Here is a 21,715-nt window from a genome sequence, read left to right on the forward strand (position 1 = left end):
GGAGGCCAGATGGCTGACAACGACGGCTTCCGCGCCGACTGGGCGCAGAAGGACTTCTACTCCGTGCTCGGCGTGAAGAGGGACGCCGGCGCGGACGAGATCAAGAAGGCCTACCGCAAGCTCGCGCGCGAGAACCACCCCGACTCCAACCCCGACGACACCTTGAAGCACGACCGCTTCAAGGAGGTCGCCGAGGCCTACGACGTCGTCGGCGACCCCGACAAGCGCACGAAGTACGACGAGTTCCGCAGCGCCTACGGCTCCGGCTTCCGCCCGGGCTTCGGGCACAACGCCGGCGGCACCAGCGGCTACGGCTTCGGCCAGCAGGGCGGGATCAACCTCGAGGACCTGCTGCGCGACCAGGGCGGCTCCGGCGGCTTCGGCGACATGTTCGGCGACCTCTTCGGCGGTGGCGGACGTCGCCAGCAGCGCCGGCCCCGGGCCACCAAGGGCGCGGACGTCGAGTCCAGCGCCACCATCAGCTTCACCGACGCCATCGACGGCGTGACGATCTCGCTGCGGCTCACCTCCGAGACCGCCTGCGAGACCTGCTCCGGCACCGGCGGCAAGCCCGGCACCAAGCCGCACGTGTGCCCCGAGTGCGAGGGCACGGGCTTCGTCACCAACAGCGTCGGCGGCGCCTTCTCGATGAACGAGACCTGCCCCGCCTGCGGCGGCCGCCAGCTCACCTACGACCAGCCCTGCCCCACCTGCCTGGGCTCCGGTCGCGGCCGCTCCGCGCGCACCATCCAGGCCCGCATCCCCGCGGGCGTGAAGGACGGGCAGCGCATCCGGCTGCGCGGCAAGGGCGCCCCCGGCGAGAACGGCGGCCCCGCCGGCGACCTCTTCGTCACGGTGAAGGTCTCCGGCCACCGGGTCTTCGGTCGCAAGGAGGACAACCTCACCCTCGACGTGCCCGTCGGCTTCGACGAGCTGGCCCTGGGCGCCGAGATCAAGGTGCCCACCCTCGGCGGCGCACCGGTCACCCTGCGGGTGCCGGCCGGCACCCCGGACGGCCGGACCTTCCGCGTCCGGGGCAAGGGCGCCCCCAAGGCGGACGGCTCCCGCGGGGACCTGCTCGCCACGGTCAAGGTGCACGTGCCCGCCCAGCTCGACGCCGAGGCCCGGGCCGCGGTCGAGGCGTACCGTGCGGCCATGGCCGACAAGCCGCTGCGCGCCAACCTGTTCAGCCAGGCCGGTCAGTGATGGCGGGCCGCCAGGGAGCAGGCGGGGGCAGCCCGTTCGGTGACCCGGACGCGGCCGTCTTCGTCATCTCCGTCGCTGCCGAGCTCACCGGCCTGCACCCGCAGACGCTGCGCACCTACGAGCGGATGGGGCTCATCACCCCCGGCCGCACCGGTGGGGGTGGCCGCCGCTACAGCCAGCGCGACGTCGAGCGGCTGCGCCAGATCGCCGAGCTGACGGCGTCCGGCACCGGCATCGAGGGCGTGCGACGCATCCTCGAGCTGGAGAACCAGGTCGACGCGCTCGCCGCCCGCAACGGCGAGCTCGTGGACGAGAACGAGCACCTGCGCGAGGCGCTGCGCCAGGCCGCGCTGCGGCTGCGCGCGGCGCAGGCGGGCGAGCCGGCGTCCGGTGCTCCCTCCTCGGGCGGGCGCCTGCCCGTGCTGCGCCGGCCCGACCCCGGCCAGTCGATGGTCGTCTGGCGCCGGGGGCGCTGAGCGCCGCTCCCTCAGGCCTTTCCCTCAGGCCTGCGTGACCGCCGGGAGCGCCACCGTGAACACCGAGCCGCCGTACTGGCCGGGCTCGTAGCCGGCGCGGCCGCCCTGCGCCTCGGCCAGGCCGCGCACCACGTAGAGGCCGAGGCCGGTGCCGGTGGCCACGGTGCCGCTGGCGCGGGAGAACTCCGCGAACAGCTGCGCGCGGAACTCCTCGGGCACGCCGCGGCCGTGGTCGACGACGTCGATCGCGACCAGGGCTCCCTCGGGCCGCACGTGCACGGACCAGGGCGCCTGCCCGTACTTCAGGGCGTTGCCGACGAGGTTGGTGACCATCTGCTCCAGGCGCAGCGGGTCCGCCACGACGCGCCGGTCGTCCTCGACGACCACCTCGACCTCGTCGCCGAAGCGGTCGGCGACGAGCGCCCGGACGGTCGCCTCGACGTCGACCTCGCGCGGGTCCAGCCTCAGGGTGCCCCGCTGGATCTGGGCGGTGGTGAGCAGGTCCGCGGTGATGCCGTCGAGGATGCGGGCCTGCCGCGAGACCGAGGTCATCAGCCGGGCCTGGGTCTCGCCGTCCAGCTCGGACCCGCCGCCCCACGTGCTGGCCTCCGCGATGCCGCAGATGACCGCGACCGGCCCGCGGATCTCGTGGGCCGCGGTGGCGATGGCGCGGCGCAGCACGGCGACGTCGTCCTGCCCCGAGTCGAGGTAGACGAGCAGCGAGGCGTGGCTGCTGCGGCGCAGCACCACCCGCGCGGTCGTGCCCCCGAGGTCGACCTCGAAGGCGGCGTCGTCGCTGAGCCGGTGGTAGGCCACCAGCGTGGCCAGGGGGCCGTTGACGAAGCCGAGGGGGCTGCCGACGTCCGCGCCGTCCAGCTGGCGCCGGGCCACCGGGTTGATCCGCAGCACCCGCAGCAGCGGCTCGTCGGCCAGCTCCACGACGCCCACCGGCGCGAGGTCCAGCGCCTCGGCCCAGGCGTCGCCCGCCCCGCCGCCCGCTCCGCCGCCCGTCGGCGCCGGGTGCCGGTGGTCGGACGGGGCGGGGTGGTGCCCCTCCAGGACCACCTGGTCCGGGGCGGTCGGCTGCGCCACCGTCAGCGAGCGGGCGGTGGCCGCGGGCACGCCGGCCACCACGTCCTGGAGGTAGGCCAGCACGGAGTCCAGCGAGCTGCCCTTCTGCACGTAGCCGTCCGCGCCGTTGGCCAGCGCGCGGTCGGACATCTGCGTGGCGCCGAAGCCGGAGAGCACGATGATCGTGGCCTCGGGCACCGCGCGGCGCAGCGCCGGCAGCGCGTCGAGCCCGTCGACGACCGGCATCGAGAGGTCCAGGAGGACGATGTCCGGCTCGGTCTCGCGCACGACCTCCACGCCGCGGCGGCCGTCGCCGGCCTCGCCGACCACCTCGAACCCACCCCGGTGCAGCGCCAGCCTGAGCAGCTCGCGCAGGTCGGAGGTGTCGTCGATGATCACGACGCGGTGCCGGGTGCTGCTCATGGGGCCTCTTCGCGGGGGGAGGGCGGGCCTGGACTCTCAGGAGGAGACTGGCACGGATCGGTGCCCAGCGGGACCGGTTGGCGAGACGTGGGCCACACGTGGCGCCGCCGTGGCCACCCTGTGGCCCCGCGTCCCGCGGGACGGCCCCCGGCGGCACGCAGGTCTGCCGGGCGCCGCGGGAACAACGTCCCGACTTGAGTGGAATAGGCTCAACTTTCTTGATGTTGAGCCAGGTGACCGCCACACTGGGTGGTGGGCCGCGCACGTCGCGGAAGTCGTCGTTCAGGAGGGGACAGGACTCATGAGCCAGTTCGGCGCCGAGAAGTTCACCACCCGCAGCCGCGAGGCCATCGAGGCTGCTCAGATCGCCGCCACGCAGGGCGGCAGCACCGCGACGGAGCCGATCCACCTGCTGGTGGCGCTCCTCGCGCAGGAGGACGGGGTCGCCCGCAGCCTCGTCACCAGGAGCGGCGTCGACGCCGGCGCGCTCGTCTCCGGGGCCCGTGCCGCGCTCGAGCGGCTGCCCCGCGCCACCGGGGCCACCGTGCAGCAGCCGGCCGCCTCGGCGGCCCTCACCCGCGTCCTCGCCGGGGCCCTCGACCTCGCGGGCTCGATGAAGGACGACTACGTCGCCAGCGAGCACCTGCTGATCTCGCTGGCCACCGTCGAGTCCAGCGCCCGCACCGTGCTCGCCGAGGCCGGGCTGAGCGCCGAGGCGCTCACGGAGTCGCTGGCCGCCGTGCGCGGCAACCGGCGGGTCACCAGCCAGGACGCCGAGGACTCCTACGAGGCCCTGGAGAAGTACTCCGTCGACCTCACCGCCGCCGCGGAGGAGGGTCGCCTCGACCCCGTCATCGGCCGTGACGCGGAGATCCGCCGCGTGGTGCAGGTGCTCTCGCGGCGCACCAAGAACAACCCCGTGCTCATCGGCGAGCCCGGCGTCGGCAAGACCGCCGTCGTCGAGGGCCTGGCCCAGCGCGTGGTCGCGGGGGACGTGCCCGACTCCCTCAAGGGTCGGCGGGTGCTCTCGCTCGACCTGGCGGCGATGGTCGCGGGCGCGAAGTACCGCGGCGAGTTCGAGGAGCGGCTCAAGGCCGTGCTCGAGGAGATCAAGTCCGCCGAGGGTCGGGTCATCACCTTCATCGACGAGCTGCACACGGTCGTCGGGGCGGGTGCCGGCGGCGACAGCCAGATGGACGCCGGCAACATGCTCAAGCCGATGCTGGCGCGCGGCGAGCTGCACATGATCGGTGCCACCACGCTCGACGAGTACCGCGAGTCGATCGAGAAGGACCCCGCGCTGGAGCGTCGCTTCCAGCAGGTCTTCGTCGGCGAGCCCAGCGTGGAGGACACCATCCAGATCCTCCGCGGCATCCAGGAGAAGTACGAGGCCCACCACGGCGTCCGCATCACCGACGCCGCGCTGGTCGCGGCCGCCGGCCTCTCCGACCGCTACATCACCGGCCGCCAGCTGCCCGACAAGGCGATCGACCTGATCGACGAGGCGGCCTCGCGGCTGCGCATGGAGATCGAGTCCTCGCCGGAGGAGATCGACCAGCTGCGCCGCCACGTGGACCGGCTGAAGATGGAGGAGTTCGCGCTCGAGAAGGAGCACGACGACGCCTCCGTGGAGCGGCTGGCCGCGCTGCGCGCCGACCTCGCGGACGCCGAGGAGGAGCTGCGCGCGTTGGAGGTGCGCTGGGAGCGGGAGAAGCAGACCCTCGAGGGCGAGGGCGAGCTGCGCCGTCAGCTCGACGCGCTGCGCGTGGAGGCGGAGAACCTCCAGCGCCAGGGCGACCTCGGCGGCGCCAGCAAGATCCTCTACGGCAGCATCCCGGCCCTGGAGCGGCAGATCGCCGCGGCGGCCGAGAGCGAGCCCACCGACGACCTCGAGCCCCTGGTGGGCGAGGAGGTCGGGCCCGAGCAGATCGCCGACGTCGTCGAGGCGTGGACCGGCATCCCGACCGGCCGCATGCTCGAGGGCGAGACCGCCAAGCTGCTGCGGATGGAGGAGGTCATCGGCGAGCGGCTGATCGGCCAGCGCGAGGCCGTCGAGGCGGTCAGCGACGCGGTGCGCCGCAGCCGGGCCGGCATCTCCGACCCGAACCGGCCGACCGGCTCGTTCCTCTTCCTCGGCCCCACCGGTGTCGGCAAGACCGAGCTGGCCAAGTCGCTGGCCGACTTCCTCTTCGACGACGAGCGGGCGATCGTCCGCATCGACATGAGCGAGTACTCCGAGAAGCACTCGGTGGCGCGCCTGGTCGGTGCCCCTCCGGGCTACGTCGGCTACGACGAGGGCGGTCAGCTCACCGAGGCCGTGCGGCGACGCCCCTACAGCGTCGTGCTGCTGGACGAGGTGGAGAAGGCGCACCCCGAGGTCTTCGACATCCTGCTGCAGGTGCTGGACGACGGCCGCCTGACCGACGGGCAGGGCCGCACCGTGGACTTCCGCAACACGCTGCTGATCCTCACCTCCAACCTGGGCAGCCAGCACCTGGTCGACCCGGGGCTGGACCCGGAGAAGCAGCGGGAGGCCGTCCTCGCGGTGGTCCGCAGCGCGTTCAAGCCCGAGTTCCTCAACCGGCTCGACGAGATCGTCACCTTCGAGGCGCTCTCCAAGGACGCGCTGGCCCACATCGTCGACCTCCAGCTGGCGCTGCTCGACACGCGGCTGGCGGCCCGACGCATCCACGTCGAGGTCACCGACGCGGCCCGCACCTGGCTCGCCGACACGGGCTACGACCCGGCCTACGGCGCCCGCCCGCTGCGCCGCCTCGTCCAGACCGCGATCGGGGACCCGCTGGCCCGGCTGCTCATCGGCGGCCAGGTCACCGACGGCGGCACCGTCCACGTGGACGTGGCGCCGGACGCCGACGGCACGGCACAGGGCCTGGCCCTGAGCGTGCAGGAGTGAGCGTGAAGGAGTGAGCGTGCGGGCCTGAGCGTGCGGGCCTGAGCGTGCAGGCCTGACGGGCGCGCCCCGGAACGACAGCAGCCCCCGACCCGGTGAGGGTCGGGGGCTGCTGCGTGGTGCGGGTGAGCCTCAGAGGGTCTCGGTGTCGATGACCGCGCGGTAGCGGACCTGGCCGTGCACGACCTTGTCGTAGTACTCGTCGACCTGGTCGGCGGAGATGACCTCGACCGTCGCGGTGACGCCGTGCTCGGCGGCGAAGTCGATCATCTCCTGGGTCTCGGGCAGTCCGCCGATCATCGAGCCGGCCAGCGAGCGGCGGTTGACGAGCAGCGAGAACGCCGAGACCGACAGGTTCTCCTCGGGGGCGCCGACGTCGTGCAGCACGCCGCCGCGGTCGAGCAGACCCATGTAGGCGTCCAGCCCGATGTTCGCGCCGACGGTGTTGACGATGACGTCGAAGGAGCCGGCGAGGTCGGAGAAGACCGAGCCGTCCTCGGTGGCGTAGTAGTGCTTGGCGCCGAAGGAGAGGCCGTCCTCCTTCTTCGCGTCGGTGCGGGAGAAGACGGAGACCTCCGCGCCCATGGCGGCGGCCAGCTTCACGGCCACGTGGCCGAGGCCGCCGAGGCCGACGACGCCGACGCGGGTGCCCGGGCCCACGTTGTGCTCCTTGAGCGGGTGGTAGGTGGTGATGCCGGCGCACAGCAGCGGGGTCACGGCGGCGTAGTCGGCCTCGGTGTAGGAGTCCGGGATCTTCACGGCGAAGTGGTCACGGACGACGACCTGGCCGCTGTAGCCGCCCTGGGTCACCTCGCCGTAGTAGTCCTCGACGCCGTAGGTGCCGATGCCGCCCTTGAGGCAGTACTGCTCCTCGCCGTCCTTGCAGGGGGCGCACTCCATGCAGGAGTCGACGAAGCAGCCCACGCCGACGACGTCGCCGACCTGGTGGGTGGTCACCTGGTCGCCGACCTCGACGACGGTGCCGAGGATCTCGTGGCCGGGGGTGAGCGGGAAGTGGGCGGTGCCCCACTCCTCACGCTTGGTGTGGATGTCGCTGTGGCAGATGCCCGCCCAGCGGATGTCGATGCGGACGTCGTCCGGGCGCAGGTCGCGGCGCTCCAGCTGGACGCGCTCGAAGGGCGCGTCGGCGGAGGCGGCGGCGAGTGCGGGAACGGTCACGGTCATGGGGAAGCTCTCCCAGGGGGTCGGGGTCGTGGTGGCACCACCAGCCTGCCCCGTTCTCGCAGCCGGACGGGTGAGGGGTCGGCCACAGGGCCCCGGCGGTCCCCGGCGCGGCTCCGGGCCGCCCCCGCGGGTCCGGGGCCGGTCCCGGGCGGACGGCTCCCACCCGTCTGGAAGGATGGAGCCGTGAGCGACGCAACTCCGAGGCCGCCGCAGGTCGGGCTCGCGGCCTGGCTGATGATCCTGGGCTCGGTCGGCGTCGTCGTCGGCTCCTACGAGCGGGTCGCGGACCTGCGCTCACTGGAGAGCCGGGAGCAGGTCGCCGCGTGGGCCGCCTCCGAGCCGTGGAGCGACCTGGACGTCACCACCACCCAGCTGCTCGACGTGCTGCACTGGGCGACGATCGTGCTGGCGCTGTGCGCCGTGGTCACCGCCATCCTCGGGTGGCAGGTGCGGCAGGGCTCGCGCCCGGCGCGGCTGGTGGTCACCGTGCTGGCCGCCCCGATCTTCCTGCTCGGCCTGGTCTCGGGGAGCATCCTCACCTCGATCGTCGGCGCCGCCGCCGTGATGTTCTGGCTGCCGCCGGGCCGCTGGTGGTTCGACCCCGACAAGGCGCCGCCGGAGTGGGACGCCTCCACCGCCACGCTGCGCCGCCCCGAGCGCCCGGCCCCGCGCGCCGGCTCGCCGGTCCCCCCGTCCCCGCAGGCCCCCGGCTCCGGGTGGCCGCCCGCCGGCGGTGCCGGAGCCCCCGACGGCACGCCGCCCCCGCACCCGACCGCGTTCGGCGCGCCGCAGGCCGGGCCCGCGCCCGCGCAGCACCCCGGCGTCGTCACCGGCCGCCCCGGCCGGCCCTCCCCGGGGCGCAGGCCGCAGTCCGTGGTCTCGGCCTGCCTGCTCACCTGGGGCGTGGCCAGCATGATCGGCGTGGTGCTGCTGCTCTCGGGCGCCACCCTGCTGCTCACCGGCTCCGCCGAGGTCGACGCCGCCATCGACGACGCGCTCGCCCAGATGCAGGCCATCGACCCCGCCGCCGCGGAGGCGTTCGACCGCGGCACCCTGCTCACGCTCATGCTGGTGATGATCGGCGGGCTCGTGCTGTGGTGCGTGGCGGCCGTCGTCCTCGCCGTGCTCACCTGGACCGGCCGCGAGTGGGCCCGCTGGATGCTGCTGGTCTCGGCCGCCCTGGCCGGCCTGTTCATGCTGCTGGGCGCCCTGGCCTCGCCGGTGCTCCTGCTGCCGGCCGGCGGCTGCCTGGTCACCGTGGTGCTGCTGGCCCGCGGGGACGTCAGCGCCTGGATGCGCGGGCAGTAGCCACCCGGCCCCGGGCCCTCAGGCGTGCAGGTCGGCGGCGAGCAGCCGCTCGACGGCCTGTGTCAGCACCTCGGGGCGCTTGCAGAACGTCCACCGCACCAGGTGCGTGCCGGCGTCGGAGTCGCCGAAGCCCTGCAACGGGATCGCCACGACCCCCGCGCGCTCCGGCAGGGCCCGGCAGAACGCCTCGCCGTCGGCCCACCCGAGGTGGGCGACGTCGGTGACGGCGAAGTAGGTGCCCTCCGGACGCGGCGGGGCAGCCCCCGGGGCCACCACCCCGGCCTGCACCAGGCCCGAGACCAGCAGGTCGCGGCGGCCCTGGAGGTCTCGGGCCAGCTCGCCGGGCCAGTGCGCGTGCTCGCGCAGCGCCACCTCGGCGGCCGGCTGGAGCGGTGCGCCGGAGGTGAAGGTGAGCCACTGCTTGGCCGCCAGCAGCGCACCGACCAGGTGCGCGGGGCCGGTCGCCCAGCCGATCTTCCAGCCGGTCAGCGAGAACGACTTGCCGAGGCTGGAGATGCTCAGCGTCCGCTCGGCCATCCCGGGGAAGGTGGCGGGCGGACGGTGCACCCGGCCGTCGAGGGTGAGGTGCTCGTAGACCTCGTCCGTGATCACCAGCAGGTCGTGCTCCACGGCCAGCGCCGCGACGGCCTCCAGCTCGGCGTCGGTGAGCACCGTGCCGGTCGGGTTGTGCGGGGTGTTGAGCAGGATCGCGCGGGTGCGGTCGGTGACCGCGGCGCGCAGGGCCGCCACGTCCAGCCGGAAGTCGGGGGCCCGCAGGGTGACGGGGACCCGCACCGCGCCGGCCACCTGGAGCATCGCGACGTAGGAGTCGTACCAGGGCTCGAGGACGAGGACCTCGTCACCGGGCTCGACCAGGCCCAGGACGGCGGCCGCCACCGCCTCGGTGGCGCCGGTGGTCACCACGACCTCGGTGGCCGGGTCCAGCGTGATGCCGTAGCGCTCGCGCTGGTGCTCGGCGATCGCCGCGCGCAGCCCAGGCGTGCCGGGGCCGGGGGCGTACTGGTTGTGCCCGGCGGCGAGCGCGGCCCGGGCCGCCTCGACGACCTCGGCCGGCCCGTCGACGTCCGGGAACCCCTGGCCCAGGTTCACGGAGCCGGTGGCCACCGCCAGCGCGGAGTAGCTGCTGAAGACGGTGGGCGCGATGCCCGCCAGCCGTGCCGCCGTGGGAGGTCGCCCGCTGCTGCCCTGCATGGCCCCACCGTAGGCGGCTGTGCCGGACGGCACGCGCACGTCTCGCGGGCACCGGGTTGAATAGCCCCCGTGCCTACCTCTGTGCCTGCCTCCGTGACCGACGAGAGCCTCGCCGCCGACATCGACGCCCGCTGCCGCCTGACCGGCACCTTCACCCTCCGCTCGGGGCAGGTGGCCTCGGAGTACTTCGACAAGTACCTCTTCGAGTCCGACCCCGGCCTGCTGCGCCGCGTCGCGCTCCAGATGGTCGACCTGCTGCCGGAGGAGACCGAGCTCCTGGGCGGTCTGGAGCTGGGCGGCGTGCCGATCGCCACCGCCGTCTCCGGCCTCACCGACCTGCCCGCCCTCTTCGTGCGCAAGAAGGCCAAGGAGTACGGCACCTGCAAGCTCGCCGAGGGCCCCGACGTCGCCGGGAAGAAGATCACCCTCATCGAGGACGTCATCACCACCGGCGGTGCCGTGCGGGACGCCACGAACGCGCTGCGCGAGGCCGGCGCGATCGTCGAGGTCGTCGTCTGCGCGATCGACCGCAGCCCGGAGGGCACCAACCCCCTGGCCGACGTCGGCCTCGAGGTCCGCCCGGTGCTGACCAAGGCCCAGCTCGACGCCGTGAGCGGCCGGTGACCTCGGCGCCGGATGCCGTCGAGCAGGCGCCCCGCCGCTCGCGGGCGCTGCTGCCGCTGGACCTGGTCCGCGGCTTCCTCATCGGCATGGCAGAGCTCGTGCCCGGCGTCTCCGGCGGCACGGTCGCGCTGGTCACCGGCGTCTACGAGCAGCTCATCGGCTCCGCCTCGCACGCCGTCTCCGCGATCAAGCGGCTGGTGCTCGGCCCCGACCGGGTCGCCGGCTTCCGCACCGAGGTCGCCCGCACCGACTGGTGGCTGGTCGTGCCCGTGCTGGTCGGCATGGCCGCCGCGGTGCTGACCGTCGCCGGGGTCATGGAGTCCTTCGTGACCGGCCACCCCGAGCTGGCCCGCGGCCTGTTCTTCGGCCTGGTCGCCGTGAGCATCGTGGTGCCCCTGCGGATGCTCCCCCCGGCCGGACGACGGCACCCGGCCCTCGAGGTGGTGCTGGTGCTCGTCATGGCGGCCGTGGCCTTCGCGCTGGTCTCCCTGGCCGGTGGCTCGAGCGAGGCCGACCCGGCCCTGCCGGTGGTCTTCGTGGCCGCCGCGATCGCGATCTGCGCGCTGGTGGTGCCCGGGGTCTCCGGCTCGTTCTTCCTGCTCGCCGTCGGGCTCTACACCACGACGCTCACCGCGGTGGACGAGCGCGACCTCGGCTACATCGCCGTCTTCGGGCTCGGTGCCGTCGTGGGCCTGGCGTCCTTCGTGCAGCTGCTGCGGTGGCTGCTGGAGCACCACCGGCGCACCACGCTGCTGGTGATGGCCGGGCTCATGATCGGCTCCCTGCGGGCGCTGTGGCCGTGGCAGACGGCCGAGGTCGCCGCGGACGGCGAGGCGCACGGCCCGGGGGCGCTCGTGGCGCCCTACGACCCGGTGCTGGGCCCCGTCCTGCTGGGTCTGCTCGGTGCCGTCGTCGTGGGCGTGCTGGTGCTGGTCGAGGAGGTCCGCGCGCGGCGCGCGGCCTGAGTCCTGGCCGTCAGCGCGAGCAGCGCGCCAGCCGACGGCGGGGCGCGACGGCCTGCGCCGGCGTGGTCTGCTGGCCGGCGGGCTGCGCCGCCTCGTCCGCCTGCTCGCCGTCGGTGCGCCGGCGCTCGCGCAGCCACTGCACCAGCATGGGCACGAAGAAGACGGCCATCACCAGGATCATCAGCACGTCGAGGTTCTCCCCGAGCCACGGGATGCCGCCCAGGAAGTAGCCGAGCAGCGTCACGGCGCTGACCCACAGGGTGGCGCCGACCGCGCTCCACACGAGGAACACGCGGCGACGCATCTGCGTGGCACCGGCGACGACGGTGATGTAGGTGCGCACGAAGGCGATGAAGCGGCCGCCGACGAGCGCGACGGGGCCGTGGTCGTCGAAGAACTGCTGGGTGCGGTCGAACTGCGTGCGGGAGAGGAAACGGCTGTCGCGCTGGTACAGGGGCGGCCCGATCCGGCGGCCGATCTCGTAGCCCGCCACGTTGCCGAGGAAGGCCGAGAGCGACAGCAGGGCCGCGGCGAGGACGACCTCGACCGCCTCGGTGCCGGGGAACAGGTCGAAGTGGCCGGCCGAGACGAAGATGCCGAAGCTGAACAGCAGCGTGTCGCCCGGCAGGAACGGGAACAGCAGCCCGCACTCGACGAACACGACGACGAGGCCCACCCAGAACAGGGCCGGCCCGAGCAGGTCGAGCCAGTAGGAGGCGTCGAGGAAGTCCATCCCCAGCAGCATCGGCGTGACGACCGTCAGACTCCCCAGCACACCACCAGGCTACGCAGCCTCACTACGCTGCCACCTGTGCGGGACCAGGACGTGGAGGCCGGGGATGGAGTCGCTCACATCGGCGCTCCCAGGGAATATTCAGGGACGGTCGAGGAACCTGAGCGGGCTCCTTACGACCCCATGCCGCACGGGCAGCCCGTGGTCGGCGTCGGGCCCTGGGAGGGGCCCTGGCCGGAGGGCCCGCAGTGGGACCCGGCGCTGCTCGCCGGCGGCGACCGCCGCAACGTCGTCGACCGCTACCGGTACTGGAGCCTGGAGGCGATCCGGGCCGACCTCGACACCCGACGGCACGACTTCCACGTGGCCATCGAGAACTGGCAGCACGACTTCAACATCGGCACGGTCGTGCGCAGCGCCAACGCCTTCCTCGCCGCCGAGGTGCACGTGGTCGGCAACCGGCGGTGGAACCGCCGGGGCGCGATGGTGACCGACCGCTACCAGCACCTGCTCCACCACGCCGACGTGCCGGCGCTCGCCGAGCACCTGCACGCCCAGGGCGTGGTGCTGTGGGGCGTGGACAACCTGCCCGGCTCGGTGCCGCTGGAGACCGCGGTGCTGCCGCGGCGGGTGTGCTTCCTCTTCGGCCAGGAGGGTCCGGGGCTCTCCGACCGGGCCCGCGAGGCGTGCGACGCCACCTTCTCGATCGCGCAGTTCGGCTCGACCCGCTCGATCAACGCCTCGGCGGCCGCGGCCATCGCGATGCACGGCTGGGTCGTGCAGCACGCCGACCTCGCCGCCGGCACCACGTGGCGCGGCGGCGAGGCCGGGGCTCAGCGCGAGAGCCGGGAGTAGCAGAGCACCACGCGGCTGCGGGCGGTGACCGCCTGCGAGGAGTAGATCCAGTCGTCGGTGCTGGTCAGCGCGGGGCAGCGGTCCACGGCGCGCGCCCGGACCTGGCGCTGGGCCTTGGCGGTGCGCTTGCTCAGCTTCTTGGCGACGAAGGTGCCGGTGCCGCGGTAGGCGTGCGTCCGGTCGCACAGCGTGTAGAGGTACTCGGAGGTGACGCAGCGGGTCACGGAGCGGCGCGTGCGGCGCGAGACGTTGCTCGAGGTCACCTTCACGAGCTTCTCGGGCAGCTGGGCGAGGGCCTCGCCCGTGCCCTGGAGGGCGAGGTCGCAGCGGTACCAGCGGGCGCCGCGGGCGCGCTGCGCCGCGGTCGGCCAGAAGATGAGCGGCAGGTACATGGTCCGGTAGGAGACCCGGGGGTCGTCGGTGGTCCACGGGTCCGCGGCGGTGGCGCAGCGGCGCGCGATGGCGTGCGCGACCGCGTCGGTGTCGTCCCAGTCCGTGTCGGCGTCGAGCAGGCCCGTCCTCAGGACGACGGCCTGGTGACCCTTGGAGCACGCCACCGGGTCGACGGGCACGCTCGCCCGCTGGACCTGCTTCCACGTCAGCTTGTAGCAGTCACCCACCTGGGGCGCGCCCTTCCAGGCGCCGGCCGCGGTGGCGGGTGCCGACGTGGCGGCGAGCAGGACGAGCGGGCCGAGCAGCAGGGCGAGCAGCGACAGACCGAGACGGTGCATGGGTCCTCTTCCGGGAGGCGACGACGGGGACGGCCGTGGCCCGTGCGGGCGCGGCGCGCGCGGCATCCTAGGCAGCCCGAGCAGCGCGTGTCCGGCGAACGGACGTACTGCGACGGGCCCCACCACACCTGCGGGGGTGGGTGCGGCCGGGTCAGTCGGTGGCGTCGCGCCAGACCGAGCCGCGCACCTCGGCCACGGTGCGGCGGTGCACGACCTCCAGCAGCGCCTCGCGTGCCGGCAGGTCGGCCACCAGGTAGGCGGCGCCGAGGAGTCCCGCGGGGGCCAGCGTGACCGTCTGGGTCAGCACCGCGCCGGCGTCCCGGCCGGGGGCGGCGGGGGAGACGACCGTCTCCAGGGTCACCCGCCCCGGGGCGCGGACCTCGGCCTCGAGGAGGAGGCGGTGGCCGTCGGTGGCGCGGCCCGCCTGGAGCACCCGCCAGAACCCGGCGCGCTCGCCCGCCCGCAGCAGCGGACGCCCGCTCGGGGACGCCGGCGCGGCACCGCCCAGCAGGCGGTCCAGAGCACCCCGCAGCCGCAGCGGGACGGCGTCGAGGTACCAGTGCGGGCCCGTCGCGGCGGAGGCCACGGCACGGTAGGTGACCTGCGCGGAGAAGGGCATGCGCGTGCTGCGGGTGGAGCTGGTCGCGGTGGTGCGGCGACGGGTCCCGTCGCCGGACGCCGTGGTGCTCATGCTCGCGAGCCTACGGGGGCCGACGACCCTCACCCGGGCGGTGCACGGGCCGCTAGGGTGACCCAGCACGCAGGACGCAGCCCCGTCGCTGCCTCGAACCCGTTCCTCGGAGGAGCTCGCATGCCCATCGCCACCCCGGAGAAGTACGCCGAGATGCTGGACACCGCCAAGAGCGGCCAGTACGCCTTCCCGGCCGTCAACGTGTCGTCGTCCCAGACGCTCAACGCCGTCCTGCAGGGCTTCGCCGACGCGGGGTCCGACGGCATCATCCAGGTCTCCACCGGTGGCGCGGAGTACCTCTCGGGCCAGAAGGTCAAGAAGATGACGACCGGCGCGGCGGCCTTCGCGGCCTACGCCGCCGAGGTGGCCAAGGACTACCCGGTCAACATCGCGCTGCACACCGACCACTGCCCCAAGGACAAGCTGGACGGCTTCGTCCGCCCGCTGCTCGACATGTCGATGGAGCGGGTCAAGAACGGTCAGGCGCCGCTGTTCCAGTCGCACATGTGGGACGGCTCGGCCGTGCCGCTGGACGAGAACCTCGTCATCGCCGAGGAGCTCATGGCCAAGTGCAAGGCCGCCAACATCATCCTCGAGATCGAGGTCGGCGTCGTCGGTGGCGAGGAGGACGGCGTCGCGCACGAGATCAACGACAAGCTCTACACCACGCCCGAGGACGCCATCGCCACCGCGCAGGCGCTCGGCCACGGTGACCGCGGCTACTACATGACCGCGCTGACCTTCGGCAACGTGCACGGCGTCTACAAGCCGGGCGGCGTGAAGCTCAAGCCGTCCGTGCTCAAGGACGCGCAGGAGGCCGTCGTCGGGGCCATGGGTCTCGAGGCCGGCTCCAAGCCGTTCCACTTCGTCTTCCACGGCGGCTCGGGCTCGGCGCCCGAGGAGATCGCCGAGGCCGTCTCCTACGGCGTGGTGAAGATGAACATCGACACCGACACCCAGTACGCCTTCACCCGCTCCATCGCCGGCCACATGCTCGGCAACTACGACGGCGTCCTCAAGGTCGACGGCGAGGTCGGCAACAAGAAGCTCTACGACCCCCGCGTGTGGGGCAAGGCCGCCGAGACCGCGATGGCCGCCCGCGTGGTCGAGGCCTGCGAGAACCTCTCCTCCGCCGGCAAGTCGCTGGGCTGATCCGGCACCGGTCCCGTCACGACGGCCCGCGCCCCTCGGGGTGCGGGCCGTCGGTCGTCCGGAGGGGCCTCGGTGCGTGCCGCGCTGCCTGGCAGGATGGCGCCATGAGCATCGGACAGGACCTGATGGCCGGCCCTCCGCCGGTCCACCTCCCCGCCGACCCGGCCCAGGCCGAGCTGGCCGCGGGCGCGGCGCCCGAGGACGTCGCGCGGGCGCACCCGTCGTCCCCCTTCGCGTGGGCCGCCCTCGCCGGCGCGGCCGCCGAGCGCGAGGACGACGCGATCACCGTCTACGCCTACGCCCGCGTCGGCTACCACCGCTCGCTGGACCTGCTGCGCCGCAACGGCTGGAAGGGCCACGGCCCGGTGCCGTGGGAGCACGAGCCCAACCGCGGCTTCCTCATGAGCCTGGCGATGCTGGCGCTGGCCGCGCAGAGCATCGGCGAGACCGAGGAGTGGGAGCGCTGCTCCACGTTCCTGGCCGAGACCAGCGCCACTGCCTACGAGACGCTGCTCGCCAACGTGGGCTGAGCCCGGGACCGACGCCGCCGTCGACGCCGGTGGTCGGGTGCGGGGATCTCGTGGCTCGTCGCCAGGGCTCCTCGCACCTCGATCACCGGTGGGGTGCCAGGGCTGCTCGCACCTCGATCACCGGTGCGGCGTCAGCGGACCTCGGGCCGCAGGTGCGGGAAGAGGATGGTCTCGCGGATGCCGGCGCCGGTGAACAGCATGATCATCCGGTCCAGGCCGAGGCCCAGGCCGCCCATCGGCGGGGCGCCGTACTCCAGGGCACGCAGGAAGTCCTCGTCCAGCTGCATGGCCTCGGGGTCGCCCGCGGCGGCGGCCAGCGACTGCGTGGTGAGCACCTCGCGCTGCACGACGGGGTCGATGAGCTCGGAGAACGCGGTGCCGCGCTCGACGCCGGCGATGATGAGGTCCCACGCCTCGATGAGGCCCGGCTTGTCGCGGTGCGGGCGGGCCAGCGGCTGCGCCGAGGCCGGGTAGTCGCACAGGAACGTCGGCTGCAGCAGGTTCGGCTCGACGAGCTCGGAGAGCAGCTCCAGCGCGAGCTTCTCGCTGCTCCACTTCGGGTCGAAGTCGATCTCGTGCTTCTCCAGGTGCCCGATGAGCGTGGCGGCGTCGGTGTCGATCGTGATCGTCTCGCCGACGGCCTCGGAGATGGCGTCGTAGACCGGCAGCCAGCGCCACTCGGCGTCGAGGTCGACGACACCGTCGGGGGTCTCGACCTGGCGCGAGCCGGTCGCGTCGGCGGCCGCCAGGAACAGCTCGCGCATGAGCGCGGCCATCGTGAACTGGTCGCCGTACGCCTCGTACGCCTCCAGCATCGTGAACTCGGGGGAGTGCGTCGAGTCCACGCCCTCGTTGCGGAAGATCCGGCCGAGCTCGTAGACCTTGTCGACGCCGCCGACGACGGCCTTCTTGAGGTTCAGCTCGAGCGCGATGCGCAGCGTCATCGGCTGGTCGAACGCGTTCATGTGGGTGGTGAACGGGCGTGCTGCGGCACCGCCGTGGATCAGCTGGAGCGCCGGGGTCTCGATCTCGAGGAAGTCGCCGCCCTCGAGCACGCCGCGCACGGCGCGGGTGATGGCCGCGCGGGTGCGGACCATGTCGCGCGCCTCCTGGCGCACGATCAGGTCGGCGTAGCGCTGACGGACGCGGGACTCCTCGGAGAGGTCCTTGTGCAGCGTCGGCAGCGGGCGCAGCGCCTTGGACGCCATCTCCCACCTGGTGGCCATCACGGAGAGCTCGCCGCGGCGCGAGGAGATGACGCGGCCCTCGACGAAGACGTGGTCGCCCAGGTCGACGGTGCGCTTCCAGTCCTCCAGCGCCTCCTCGCCGACCTCGGCCAGGCTCAGCATCACCTGGAGACGGGTGCCGATGCCCTCCTGGAGCGTGGCGAAGCAGAGCTTGCCGGTGTTGCGGGAGAACACCACGCGGCCGGCGATCCCGACGACGTCCTGCGTCTCCTCGCCGGAGGCCAGGTGCCCCCAGCCCTCGCGGACGGCGGCCAGGGAGTGCGTCCGCTCGACGTGGACGGGGTAGGCCTCGCGGCCCTCGGAGAGCAGACGCGCCCGCTTCTCCTTGCGGACCGCGATCTGCGAGGGGACGTCGTCGACGTCCGTCCCGGGCACGGCCTGCTGCGCGTCGTCACTCATGGGGGCGAGGTTATCGAGGACCGGCCGCGAAGGACGAGTCGATAGCGCCCGCGGGCACGCGCGTGGGGAGCGCCGGTGGCGCGCAGAGGAGGGGTGGGCGTCGGGGTCAACCCCTGAACTCGACCCCGACACCCGGGCGTGGAGCAGACCCGGGTCATCCCCCGACGAAGCCCGTGCCGCCCCGGTCACGACCCTGGCGAACCAGGAACGGACCGGACCGCCCTAGCGGGGAATCATGCTCACTGTCGGCCCCAAGGTAAAAGGCTGTGGCGGACATTGGCATGATGTGGACAGTTCTCGGTGACTCTAGTCCTGTCCGCGGGAGACCTTCGGTGCTGTGCACGAGTGGTGCCCGGAACGGCGTACACCCGGATTAGCCGGACGCCGTCGTCCACGGCGCATACGCTCCCTGACATGCCGTTACCGCCGCCGGAGTCGGTGCTGTCGGCGCTCGGAGTGCCCCGACCGGCCGAGCGCTGCTACCAGAGCGTCCTGAGCCAGTCGGGTCGTGAGCTCGTCTCGATCGCCGCGACCCTGCTCCAGACGGAGCAGGAGCTGCTCGTGGACCTCCAGCCGCTGATCGACCGCGGGCTGGTCGAGCTGCGTGACTCGCGCGTCTTCGTCGTGACGCCGGCCGAGGCGGTGCTGCAGGCCGTGGAGGAGACCTCCCGTGCGGCCGCCGCCGCGCACCGTCGGCTCGAGGCGATCTCGGGGGCCATCCCGCACCTGACCGCGACGAACGTCCGCCCGCACCCGGGCGAGGTGGTCGACCACGGCGCCGTCGACGGGGAGATCAGCTCGGGCGGCAACCCGGTCCAGCTGCTCACCTCCCTCATCCGGGAGAGCAGCGGCGACCTGCTCTGGTTCCGCGCCGAGCACTTCGAGGCGCCGCGCGAGGACGCGATGCTGCACCTCATCGGCGAGGCGATGGCCAAGGGGCGTCGCTCGCGCGCCATCTACCCGGTCCGCGCGGTCACCGACATGCCCGACACCCTGTCGCGACGCGCGGCCGCGGGCGAGGAGATCCGGCTCGTGCCGGACCTGCCGACCCGGATGCTCATCATCGGCACCACCCACGTGATCCTGCCCGAGCCGCTGGGCTTCATGGACGAGCCCCGCTCGCTGGTGCGCCAGACGGGGTGGGTGCAGGCCCTGACGCTGTGGTTCGAGTCGGTGTGGGACCAGGCGATGCCCTACGCGCAGCAGTCCCGCCACGAGGTCCGTGCCGACATGCGCACCTTCCTCCTCCAGCAGCTCGCCTCGGGCGCGCAGGACGAGCAGATCGCGCGCCGGCTCGGCGTCAGCCTGCGCACCGTGCGTCGTCGGGTGGCCGACATGATGTCGGAGCTGGGGGCCGAGTCGCGGTTCCAGGCCGGCGTCGAGGCGGCCCGCCGCGGCTGGCTCTGACCTGCGGGGAGTCGGCCGCCCCTGATCAGGTCGTCGTCGGGGCGGACGCCGGCAGCACCATGCGCAGGGCGCCCGGCTCGACCCGCCAGGTGCGGCGACGCTCGGGCCCGTCGATCTCGCCGTCCGCGGAGCACCAGAACTCCTCGCCGGCCACGGAGACGCGGGCGCCGCGCAGGTAGACCACGTCGTCGCGGGCCGGGTGGGTGCCCCGCACCAGCTGGGCCACGTAGCCGAACCGCGCCAGCGGGCCGATCGCGCGGCTGACCATGACGTCGACCTTGCCGTCGTCCACCCGGGCCAGGGGAGTGAGGGGGGTGCCGCCGCCGACGTCGCGCGCGTTGCCGACGGCGACCATGAGCACCGGCTCGTCGACGTCGACCACCACCTCGCCGTCGACCTCGACCCGCAGCCGCACGAAGGGCGGCTTCACGGCCGCCTGGAGGGAGCCGATCGGGTACCCGAGGCGGCCGAGGTTGACGCGGCCGACGCCGACGCGGTGCAGCCGCTCCTTCCAGCGTGCGCCGCGGCGGCTGGCCTGGGCGCCGGCGCCCACGTGCACGCTGTTGACGACGACCCGCCCGAGCTCGTCGACGACCAGGTCGACGGGCGTCTCGACCCCGGTGAGGACGAGGCGGGCGGCCTCGGTCACCTCGAGGGGGACCGCGTTGCCGCGGGCGAAGTCGTTGCCGGTGCCCAGGGGCAGCAGGCCGAGGACCTTCTGGCCGAGCTCCCCGCGGGCGTGCAGCGCCGCGACCACGGCGTGCAGGCTGCCGTCCCCGCCCGCGACGACGATGCGTCGTGTGCCGGCGCGGTGCAGGACGCTGTTGAGCTCGCCCGGGTCGCCGGTGGCGACGACCTCGACCGAGGTCGCCGAGCGCAGCACCGACAAGCCGCGCTCGAGGGTCTCCTCGTCGGCGGTCCCGGCGCCGCTGTTTTTGATCACGAGCAGCGGGTCCACGTACCGGACGGTACCGGGCGACAGCGGGCCGGCACGCTCACCCGACTCGGCGTGACGCGCACCCCGCGTCGACCCCCGGGCCCCGCCCGGTGTCCGCTCATCGAACGCCAGCGGTTCCGGACCGGACGGGTGGGGGCCGCCGATCAGGGGATGAGGGTGCTCCGGTGCTAGCGTGAGGCCGCACAAGCCCCTGGTCGTGTGCCGGGGGCATTCGCCTTTCAGGGCCCGCCGCGAGGGCGTGGCCCCCGGCTGGAGAGTGAGCAGGCAGATGCCCGCGATCGCCATCATCGGAGCCCAGTGGGGAGACGAGGGGAAGGGCAAGGCCACCGACCTGCTCGGCTCCTCCGTCGACTACGTCGTGAAGTTCAACGGCGGCAACAACGCTGGCCACACCGTCGTCATCGGCGAGGAGAAGTACGCCCTGCACCTGCTGCCGTCGGGCATCCTGACGGCCGGCTGCGTGCCCGTGATCGGCAACGGCGTGGTCATCGACCTCGACGTGCTCTTCCACGAGATCGACGGCCTCGAGGCCCGCGGGATCGACACCTCCAAGCTGGTGGTCTCCGCGAACGCCCACGTCATCCCGGACTACAACCGCACGGTCGACAAGGTCACCGAGCGTTTCCTCGGCTCGCGCCGCATCGGCACCACCGGCCGCGGCATCGGCCCGACGTACGCCGACAAGATGAACCGCATCGGCATCCGCGTGCAGGACCTCTTCGACGAGTCGATCCTGCGCCAGAAGGTCGAGGGTGCCCTGGAGCTGAAGAGCCAGGTCCTCACCAAGATCTACAACCGCCGTGCCCCCGGCGTCGACGAGATCGTCGACAGCCTGCTGGTGCACGCCGACCGGCTGCGACCCTACGTCGCCGACACCGTGCTGCTGCTCAACCAGGCCCTCGACCGCGGCGAGACCGTGCTCCTCGAGGCAGGCCAGGCCACGCTGCTCGACGTCGACCACGGCACCTACCCGTTCGTCACCTCGTCCTCGGCGACCGCCGGCGGCGCCTGCACCGGCTCCGGCATCCCGCCGATGCGGATGGACCAGATCATCGGCATCGTGAAGGCCTACTCCACGCGCGTCGGTGAGGGTCCGTTCCCGACCGAGCTGTTCGACGACGCCGGCGAGCACCTGCGCAAGACCGGCCACGAGTACGGCACCACGACGGGTCGCCCGCGTCGCTGCGGCTGGTACGACTCCGTCGTCGCCCGCTACGCCGCCCGCGTCAACGGCGTCACCGACTTCGTGCTCACCAAGCTCGACGTGCTCACCGGCCTCGAGCAGGTCCCGGTGTGCGTGGCCTACGACGTCAACGGCGTGCGCCACGACGAGATGCCGGTCAACCAGACCGACTTCCACCACGCCAAGCCGATCTTCGAGTACCTGCCCGGCTGGTGGGAGGACCTCTCCGACTGCCGCACCTTCTCCGACCTGCCGGAGAACGCGCAGAACTACGTCAAGGCCGTCGAGAAGCTCTCCGGTGCCCGGATGTCGGCCATCGGCGTCGGCCCCGAGCGCGAGCAGACCGTCGTGGTCCACCCGCTCGTCTGAGGCACCACGCTCCTCCCCACGAACGCGCCCGTCCGGATCGGACGGGCGCGTTCCGGCTTTCCCGGGGTTCGTGCGGCAG

General features: G+C 73.3%; 19 protein-coding genes. 11 read left to right on the forward strand and 8 right to left on the reverse strand.

What is annotated here, in order from left to right:
* Positions 1–9: 9 nt before the first annotated feature.
* Both dnaJ and M8330_RS08700 read left to right on the forward strand, forming a co-directional pair.
* Entirely contained in the window at positions 10–1,206 is a 1,197-nt protein-coding gene (dnaJ, locus tag M8330_RS08695) for a molecular chaperone DnaJ (RefSeq protein WP_250827015.1), read from the forward strand.
* The gene (locus M8330_RS08700; RefSeq protein WP_250051180.1) at positions 1,206–1,682 is read left to right on the forward strand and encodes a heat shock protein transcriptional repressor HspR; all 477 of its coding nucleotides are present in this window, start codon (positions 1,206–1,208) and stop codon (positions 1,680–1,682) included. The genes dnaJ and M8330_RS08700 overlap by 1 nt, the downstream gene beginning before the upstream one ends.
* 24 nt (positions 1,683–1,706) lie before the next feature.
* Here M8330_RS08700 and M8330_RS08705 read toward each other — a convergent pair whose 3' ends face one another.
* Positions 1,707–3,176 (reverse strand): hybrid sensor histidine kinase/response regulator, encoded by a 1,470-nt coding sequence (locus tag M8330_RS08705; protein ID WP_250827016.1) that lies wholly within the window; start codon positions 3,174–3,176, stop codon positions 1,707–1,709.
* Positions 3,177–3,477: 301 nt separating this feature from the next.
* Between M8330_RS08705 and clpB the strand changes: the two genes are divergently transcribed.
* Positions 3,478–6,090: an ATP-dependent chaperone ClpB gene (gene clpB / locus M8330_RS08710; RefSeq protein WP_250827017.1), complete on the forward strand. Its 2,613-nt coding sequence runs from the start codon at positions 3,478–3,480 to the stop codon at positions 6,088–6,090.
* Positions 6,091–6,219: 129 nt separating this feature from the next.
* Here clpB and M8330_RS08715 read toward each other — a convergent pair whose 3' ends face one another.
* The gene (locus M8330_RS08715) at positions 6,220–7,272 is read right to left on the reverse strand and encodes an NAD(P)-dependent alcohol dehydrogenase (RefSeq protein WP_250827018.1); all 1,053 of its coding nucleotides are present in this window, start codon (positions 7,270–7,272) and stop codon (positions 6,220–6,222) included.
* Positions 7,273–7,455: 183 nt separating this feature from the next.
* On the opposite strand from M8330_RS08715, the gene M8330_RS08720 reads away from it, so the two are divergent.
* Positions 7,456–8,580, forward strand: a complete 1,125-nt coding sequence (locus tag M8330_RS08720) for a hypothetical protein (RefSeq protein ID WP_250827019.1) — start codon at positions 7,456–7,458, stop codon at positions 8,578–8,580.
* A gap of 18 nt (positions 8,581–8,598) precedes the next feature.
* On the opposite strand, the gene M8330_RS08725 is transcribed toward M8330_RS08720, so the two are convergent.
* Entirely contained in the window at positions 8,599–9,792 is a 1,194-nt protein-coding gene (locus M8330_RS08725) for an aminotransferase class I/II-fold pyridoxal phosphate-dependent enzyme (protein WP_250827020.1), read from the reverse strand.
* Between the two features lie 93 nt (positions 9,793–9,885).
* Between M8330_RS08725 and pyrE the strand changes: the two genes are divergently transcribed.
* Both pyrE and M8330_RS08735 read left to right on the forward strand, forming a co-directional pair.
* Positions 9,886–10,416 carry an orotate phosphoribosyltransferase gene (pyrE, locus tag M8330_RS08730; protein WP_250827021.1) on the forward strand — a complete coding sequence of 177 codons (531 nt, stop codon included), beginning with the start codon at positions 9,886–9,888 and terminating at the stop codon, positions 10,414–10,416.
* Positions 10,413–11,381 carry a DUF368 domain-containing protein gene (locus M8330_RS08735; protein WP_250827022.1) on the forward strand — a complete coding sequence of 323 codons (969 nt, stop codon included), beginning with the start codon at positions 10,413–10,415 and terminating at the stop codon, positions 11,379–11,381. Before pyrE ends, M8330_RS08735 begins: the two co-directional genes overlap by 4 nt.
* A 10-nt stretch (positions 11,382–11,391) precedes the next feature.
* Here M8330_RS08735 and M8330_RS08740 read toward each other — a convergent pair whose 3' ends face one another.
* Positions 11,392–12,156, reverse strand: coding sequence for a DedA family protein (locus M8330_RS08740; protein WP_250827023.1), 765 nt, complete (start codon positions 12,154–12,156; stop codon positions 11,392–11,394).
* Positions 12,157–12,297: 141 nt separating this feature from the next.
* Here M8330_RS08740 and M8330_RS08745 point away from each other — a divergent pair, with 141 nt between their 5' ends.
* Positions 12,298–12,969, forward strand: a complete 672-nt coding sequence (locus M8330_RS08745; protein ID WP_250827024.1) for a TrmH family RNA methyltransferase — start codon at positions 12,298–12,300, stop codon at positions 12,967–12,969.
* On the opposite strand, the gene M8330_RS08750 is transcribed toward M8330_RS08745, so the two are convergent.
* The gene (locus M8330_RS08750; protein ID WP_250051168.1) at positions 12,948–13,700 is read right to left on the reverse strand and encodes a septum formation family protein; all 753 of its coding nucleotides are present in this window, start codon (positions 13,698–13,700) and stop codon (positions 12,948–12,950) included. The two genes, M8330_RS08745 and M8330_RS08750, sit on opposite strands and share 22 nt — an antisense overlap.
* 151 nt (positions 13,701–13,851) lie before the next feature.
* Positions 13,852–14,391: a DUF2867 domain-containing protein gene (locus M8330_RS08755; protein ID WP_250827025.1), complete on the reverse strand. Its 540-nt coding sequence runs from the start codon at positions 14,389–14,391 to the stop codon at positions 13,852–13,854.
* A 120-nt stretch (positions 14,392–14,511) separates the two neighbouring features.
* Between M8330_RS08755 and fbaA the strand changes: the two genes are divergently transcribed.
* Together fbaA and M8330_RS08765 are read left to right on the forward strand one after the other, a co-directional pair.
* On the forward strand, positions 14,512–15,543 hold the full coding sequence (fbaA, locus tag M8330_RS08760) for a class II fructose-bisphosphate aldolase (protein ID WP_250051154.1): 1,032 nt from the start codon (positions 14,512–14,514) through the stop codon (positions 15,541–15,543).
* 104 nt (positions 15,544–15,647) lie between these two features.
* Positions 15,648–16,073 (forward strand): DUF3151 domain-containing protein, encoded by a 426-nt coding sequence (locus M8330_RS08765; RefSeq protein WP_250051152.1) that lies wholly within the window; start codon positions 15,648–15,650, stop codon positions 16,071–16,073.
* A gap of 131 nt (positions 16,074–16,204) precedes the next feature.
* On the opposite strand, the gene lysS is transcribed toward M8330_RS08765, so the two are convergent.
* Positions 16,205–17,719, reverse strand: coding sequence for a lysine--tRNA ligase (gene lysS / locus M8330_RS08770; protein ID WP_250051150.1), 1,515 nt, complete (start codon positions 17,717–17,719; stop codon positions 16,205–16,207).
* Positions 17,720–18,133: 414 nt separating this feature from the next.
* Here lysS and M8330_RS08775 point away from each other — a divergent pair, with 414 nt between their 5' ends.
* Complete coding sequence (locus M8330_RS08775; RefSeq protein WP_250827026.1) at positions 18,134–19,126, forward strand: helix-turn-helix transcriptional regulator; 993 nt, start codon at positions 18,134–18,136, stop codon at positions 19,124–19,126.
* Between the two features lie 25 nt (positions 19,127–19,151).
* Here the strand turns inward: M8330_RS08775 and M8330_RS08780 are convergent, their stop codons facing one another.
* Positions 19,152–20,084 carry a diacylglycerol/lipid kinase family protein gene (locus M8330_RS08780; protein WP_250827027.1) on the reverse strand — a complete coding sequence of 311 codons (933 nt, stop codon included), beginning with the start codon at positions 20,082–20,084 and terminating at the stop codon, positions 19,152–19,154.
* A 268-nt stretch (positions 20,085–20,352) separates the two neighbouring features.
* On the opposite strand from M8330_RS08780, the gene M8330_RS08785 reads away from it, so the two are divergent.
* Entirely contained in the window at positions 20,353–21,636 is a 1,284-nt protein-coding gene (locus M8330_RS08785; protein WP_250051144.1) for an adenylosuccinate synthase, read from the forward strand.
* Positions 21,637–21,715: the final 79 nt, after the last annotated feature.

The sequence above is a fragment of the Nocardioides bruguierae genome, assembly GCF_023656415.1.
Taxonomy (GTDB): Bacteria; Actinomycetota; Actinomycetes; order Propionibacteriales; family Nocardioidaceae; genus Nocardioides; species Nocardioides bruguierae.

What these genes read in the sequence shown, in the direction of transcription:
- fbaA (WP_250051154.1), top strand. Translation starts at nt 14,512, where the DNA reads ATGCCCATCGCCACCCCGGAGAAGTACGCCGAGATGCTGGACACCGCC.
- M8330_RS08785 (WP_250051144.1), top strand. Translation starts at nt 20,353, where the DNA reads ATGCCCGCGATCGCCATCATCGGAGCCCAGTGGGGAGACGAGGGGAAG.
- M8330_RS08765 (WP_250051152.1), top strand. Translation starts at nt 15,648, where the DNA reads ATGAGCATCGGACAGGACCTGATGGCCGGCCCTCCGCCGGTCCACCTC.
- M8330_RS08745 (WP_250827024.1), top strand. Translation starts at nt 12,298, where the DNA reads ATGCCGCACGGGCAGCCCGTGGTCGGCGTCGGGCCCTGGGAGGGGCCC.
- clpB (WP_250827017.1), top strand. Translation starts at nt 3,478, where the DNA reads ATGAGCCAGTTCGGCGCCGAGAAGTTCACCACCCGCAGCCGCGAGGCC.
- M8330_RS08725 (WP_250827020.1), bottom strand. Translation starts at nt 9,792, where the DNA reads ATGCAGGGCAGCAGCGGGCGACCTCCCACGGCGGCACGGCTGGCGGGC.
- M8330_RS08700 (WP_250051180.1), top strand. Translation starts at nt 1,206, where the DNA reads ATGGCGGGCCGCCAGGGAGCAGGCGGGGGCAGCCCGTTCGGTGACCCG.
- lysS (WP_250051150.1), bottom strand. Translation starts at nt 17,719, where the DNA reads ATGAGTGACGACGCGCAGCAGGCCGTGCCCGGGACGGACGTCGACGAC.
- dnaJ (WP_250827015.1), top strand. Translation starts at nt 10, where the DNA reads ATGGCTGACAACGACGGCTTCCGCGCCGACTGGGCGCAGAAGGACTTC.
- M8330_RS08775 (WP_250827026.1), top strand. Translation starts at nt 18,134, where the DNA reads ATGCCGTTACCGCCGCCGGAGTCGGTGCTGTCGGCGCTCGGAGTGCCC.
- M8330_RS08750 (WP_250051168.1), bottom strand. Translation starts at nt 13,700, where the DNA reads ATGCACCGTCTCGGTCTGTCGCTGCTCGCCCTGCTGCTCGGCCCGCTC.
- M8330_RS08755 (WP_250827025.1), bottom strand. Translation starts at nt 14,391, where the DNA reads ATGAGCACCACGGCGTCCGGCGACGGGACCCGTCGCCGCACCACCGCG.
- M8330_RS08715 (WP_250827018.1), bottom strand. Translation starts at nt 7,272, where the DNA reads ATGACCGTGACCGTTCCCGCACTCGCCGCCGCCTCCGCCGACGCGCCC.
- M8330_RS08705 (WP_250827016.1), bottom strand. Translation starts at nt 3,176, where the DNA reads ATGAGCAGCACCCGGCACCGCGTCGTGATCATCGACGACACCTCCGAC.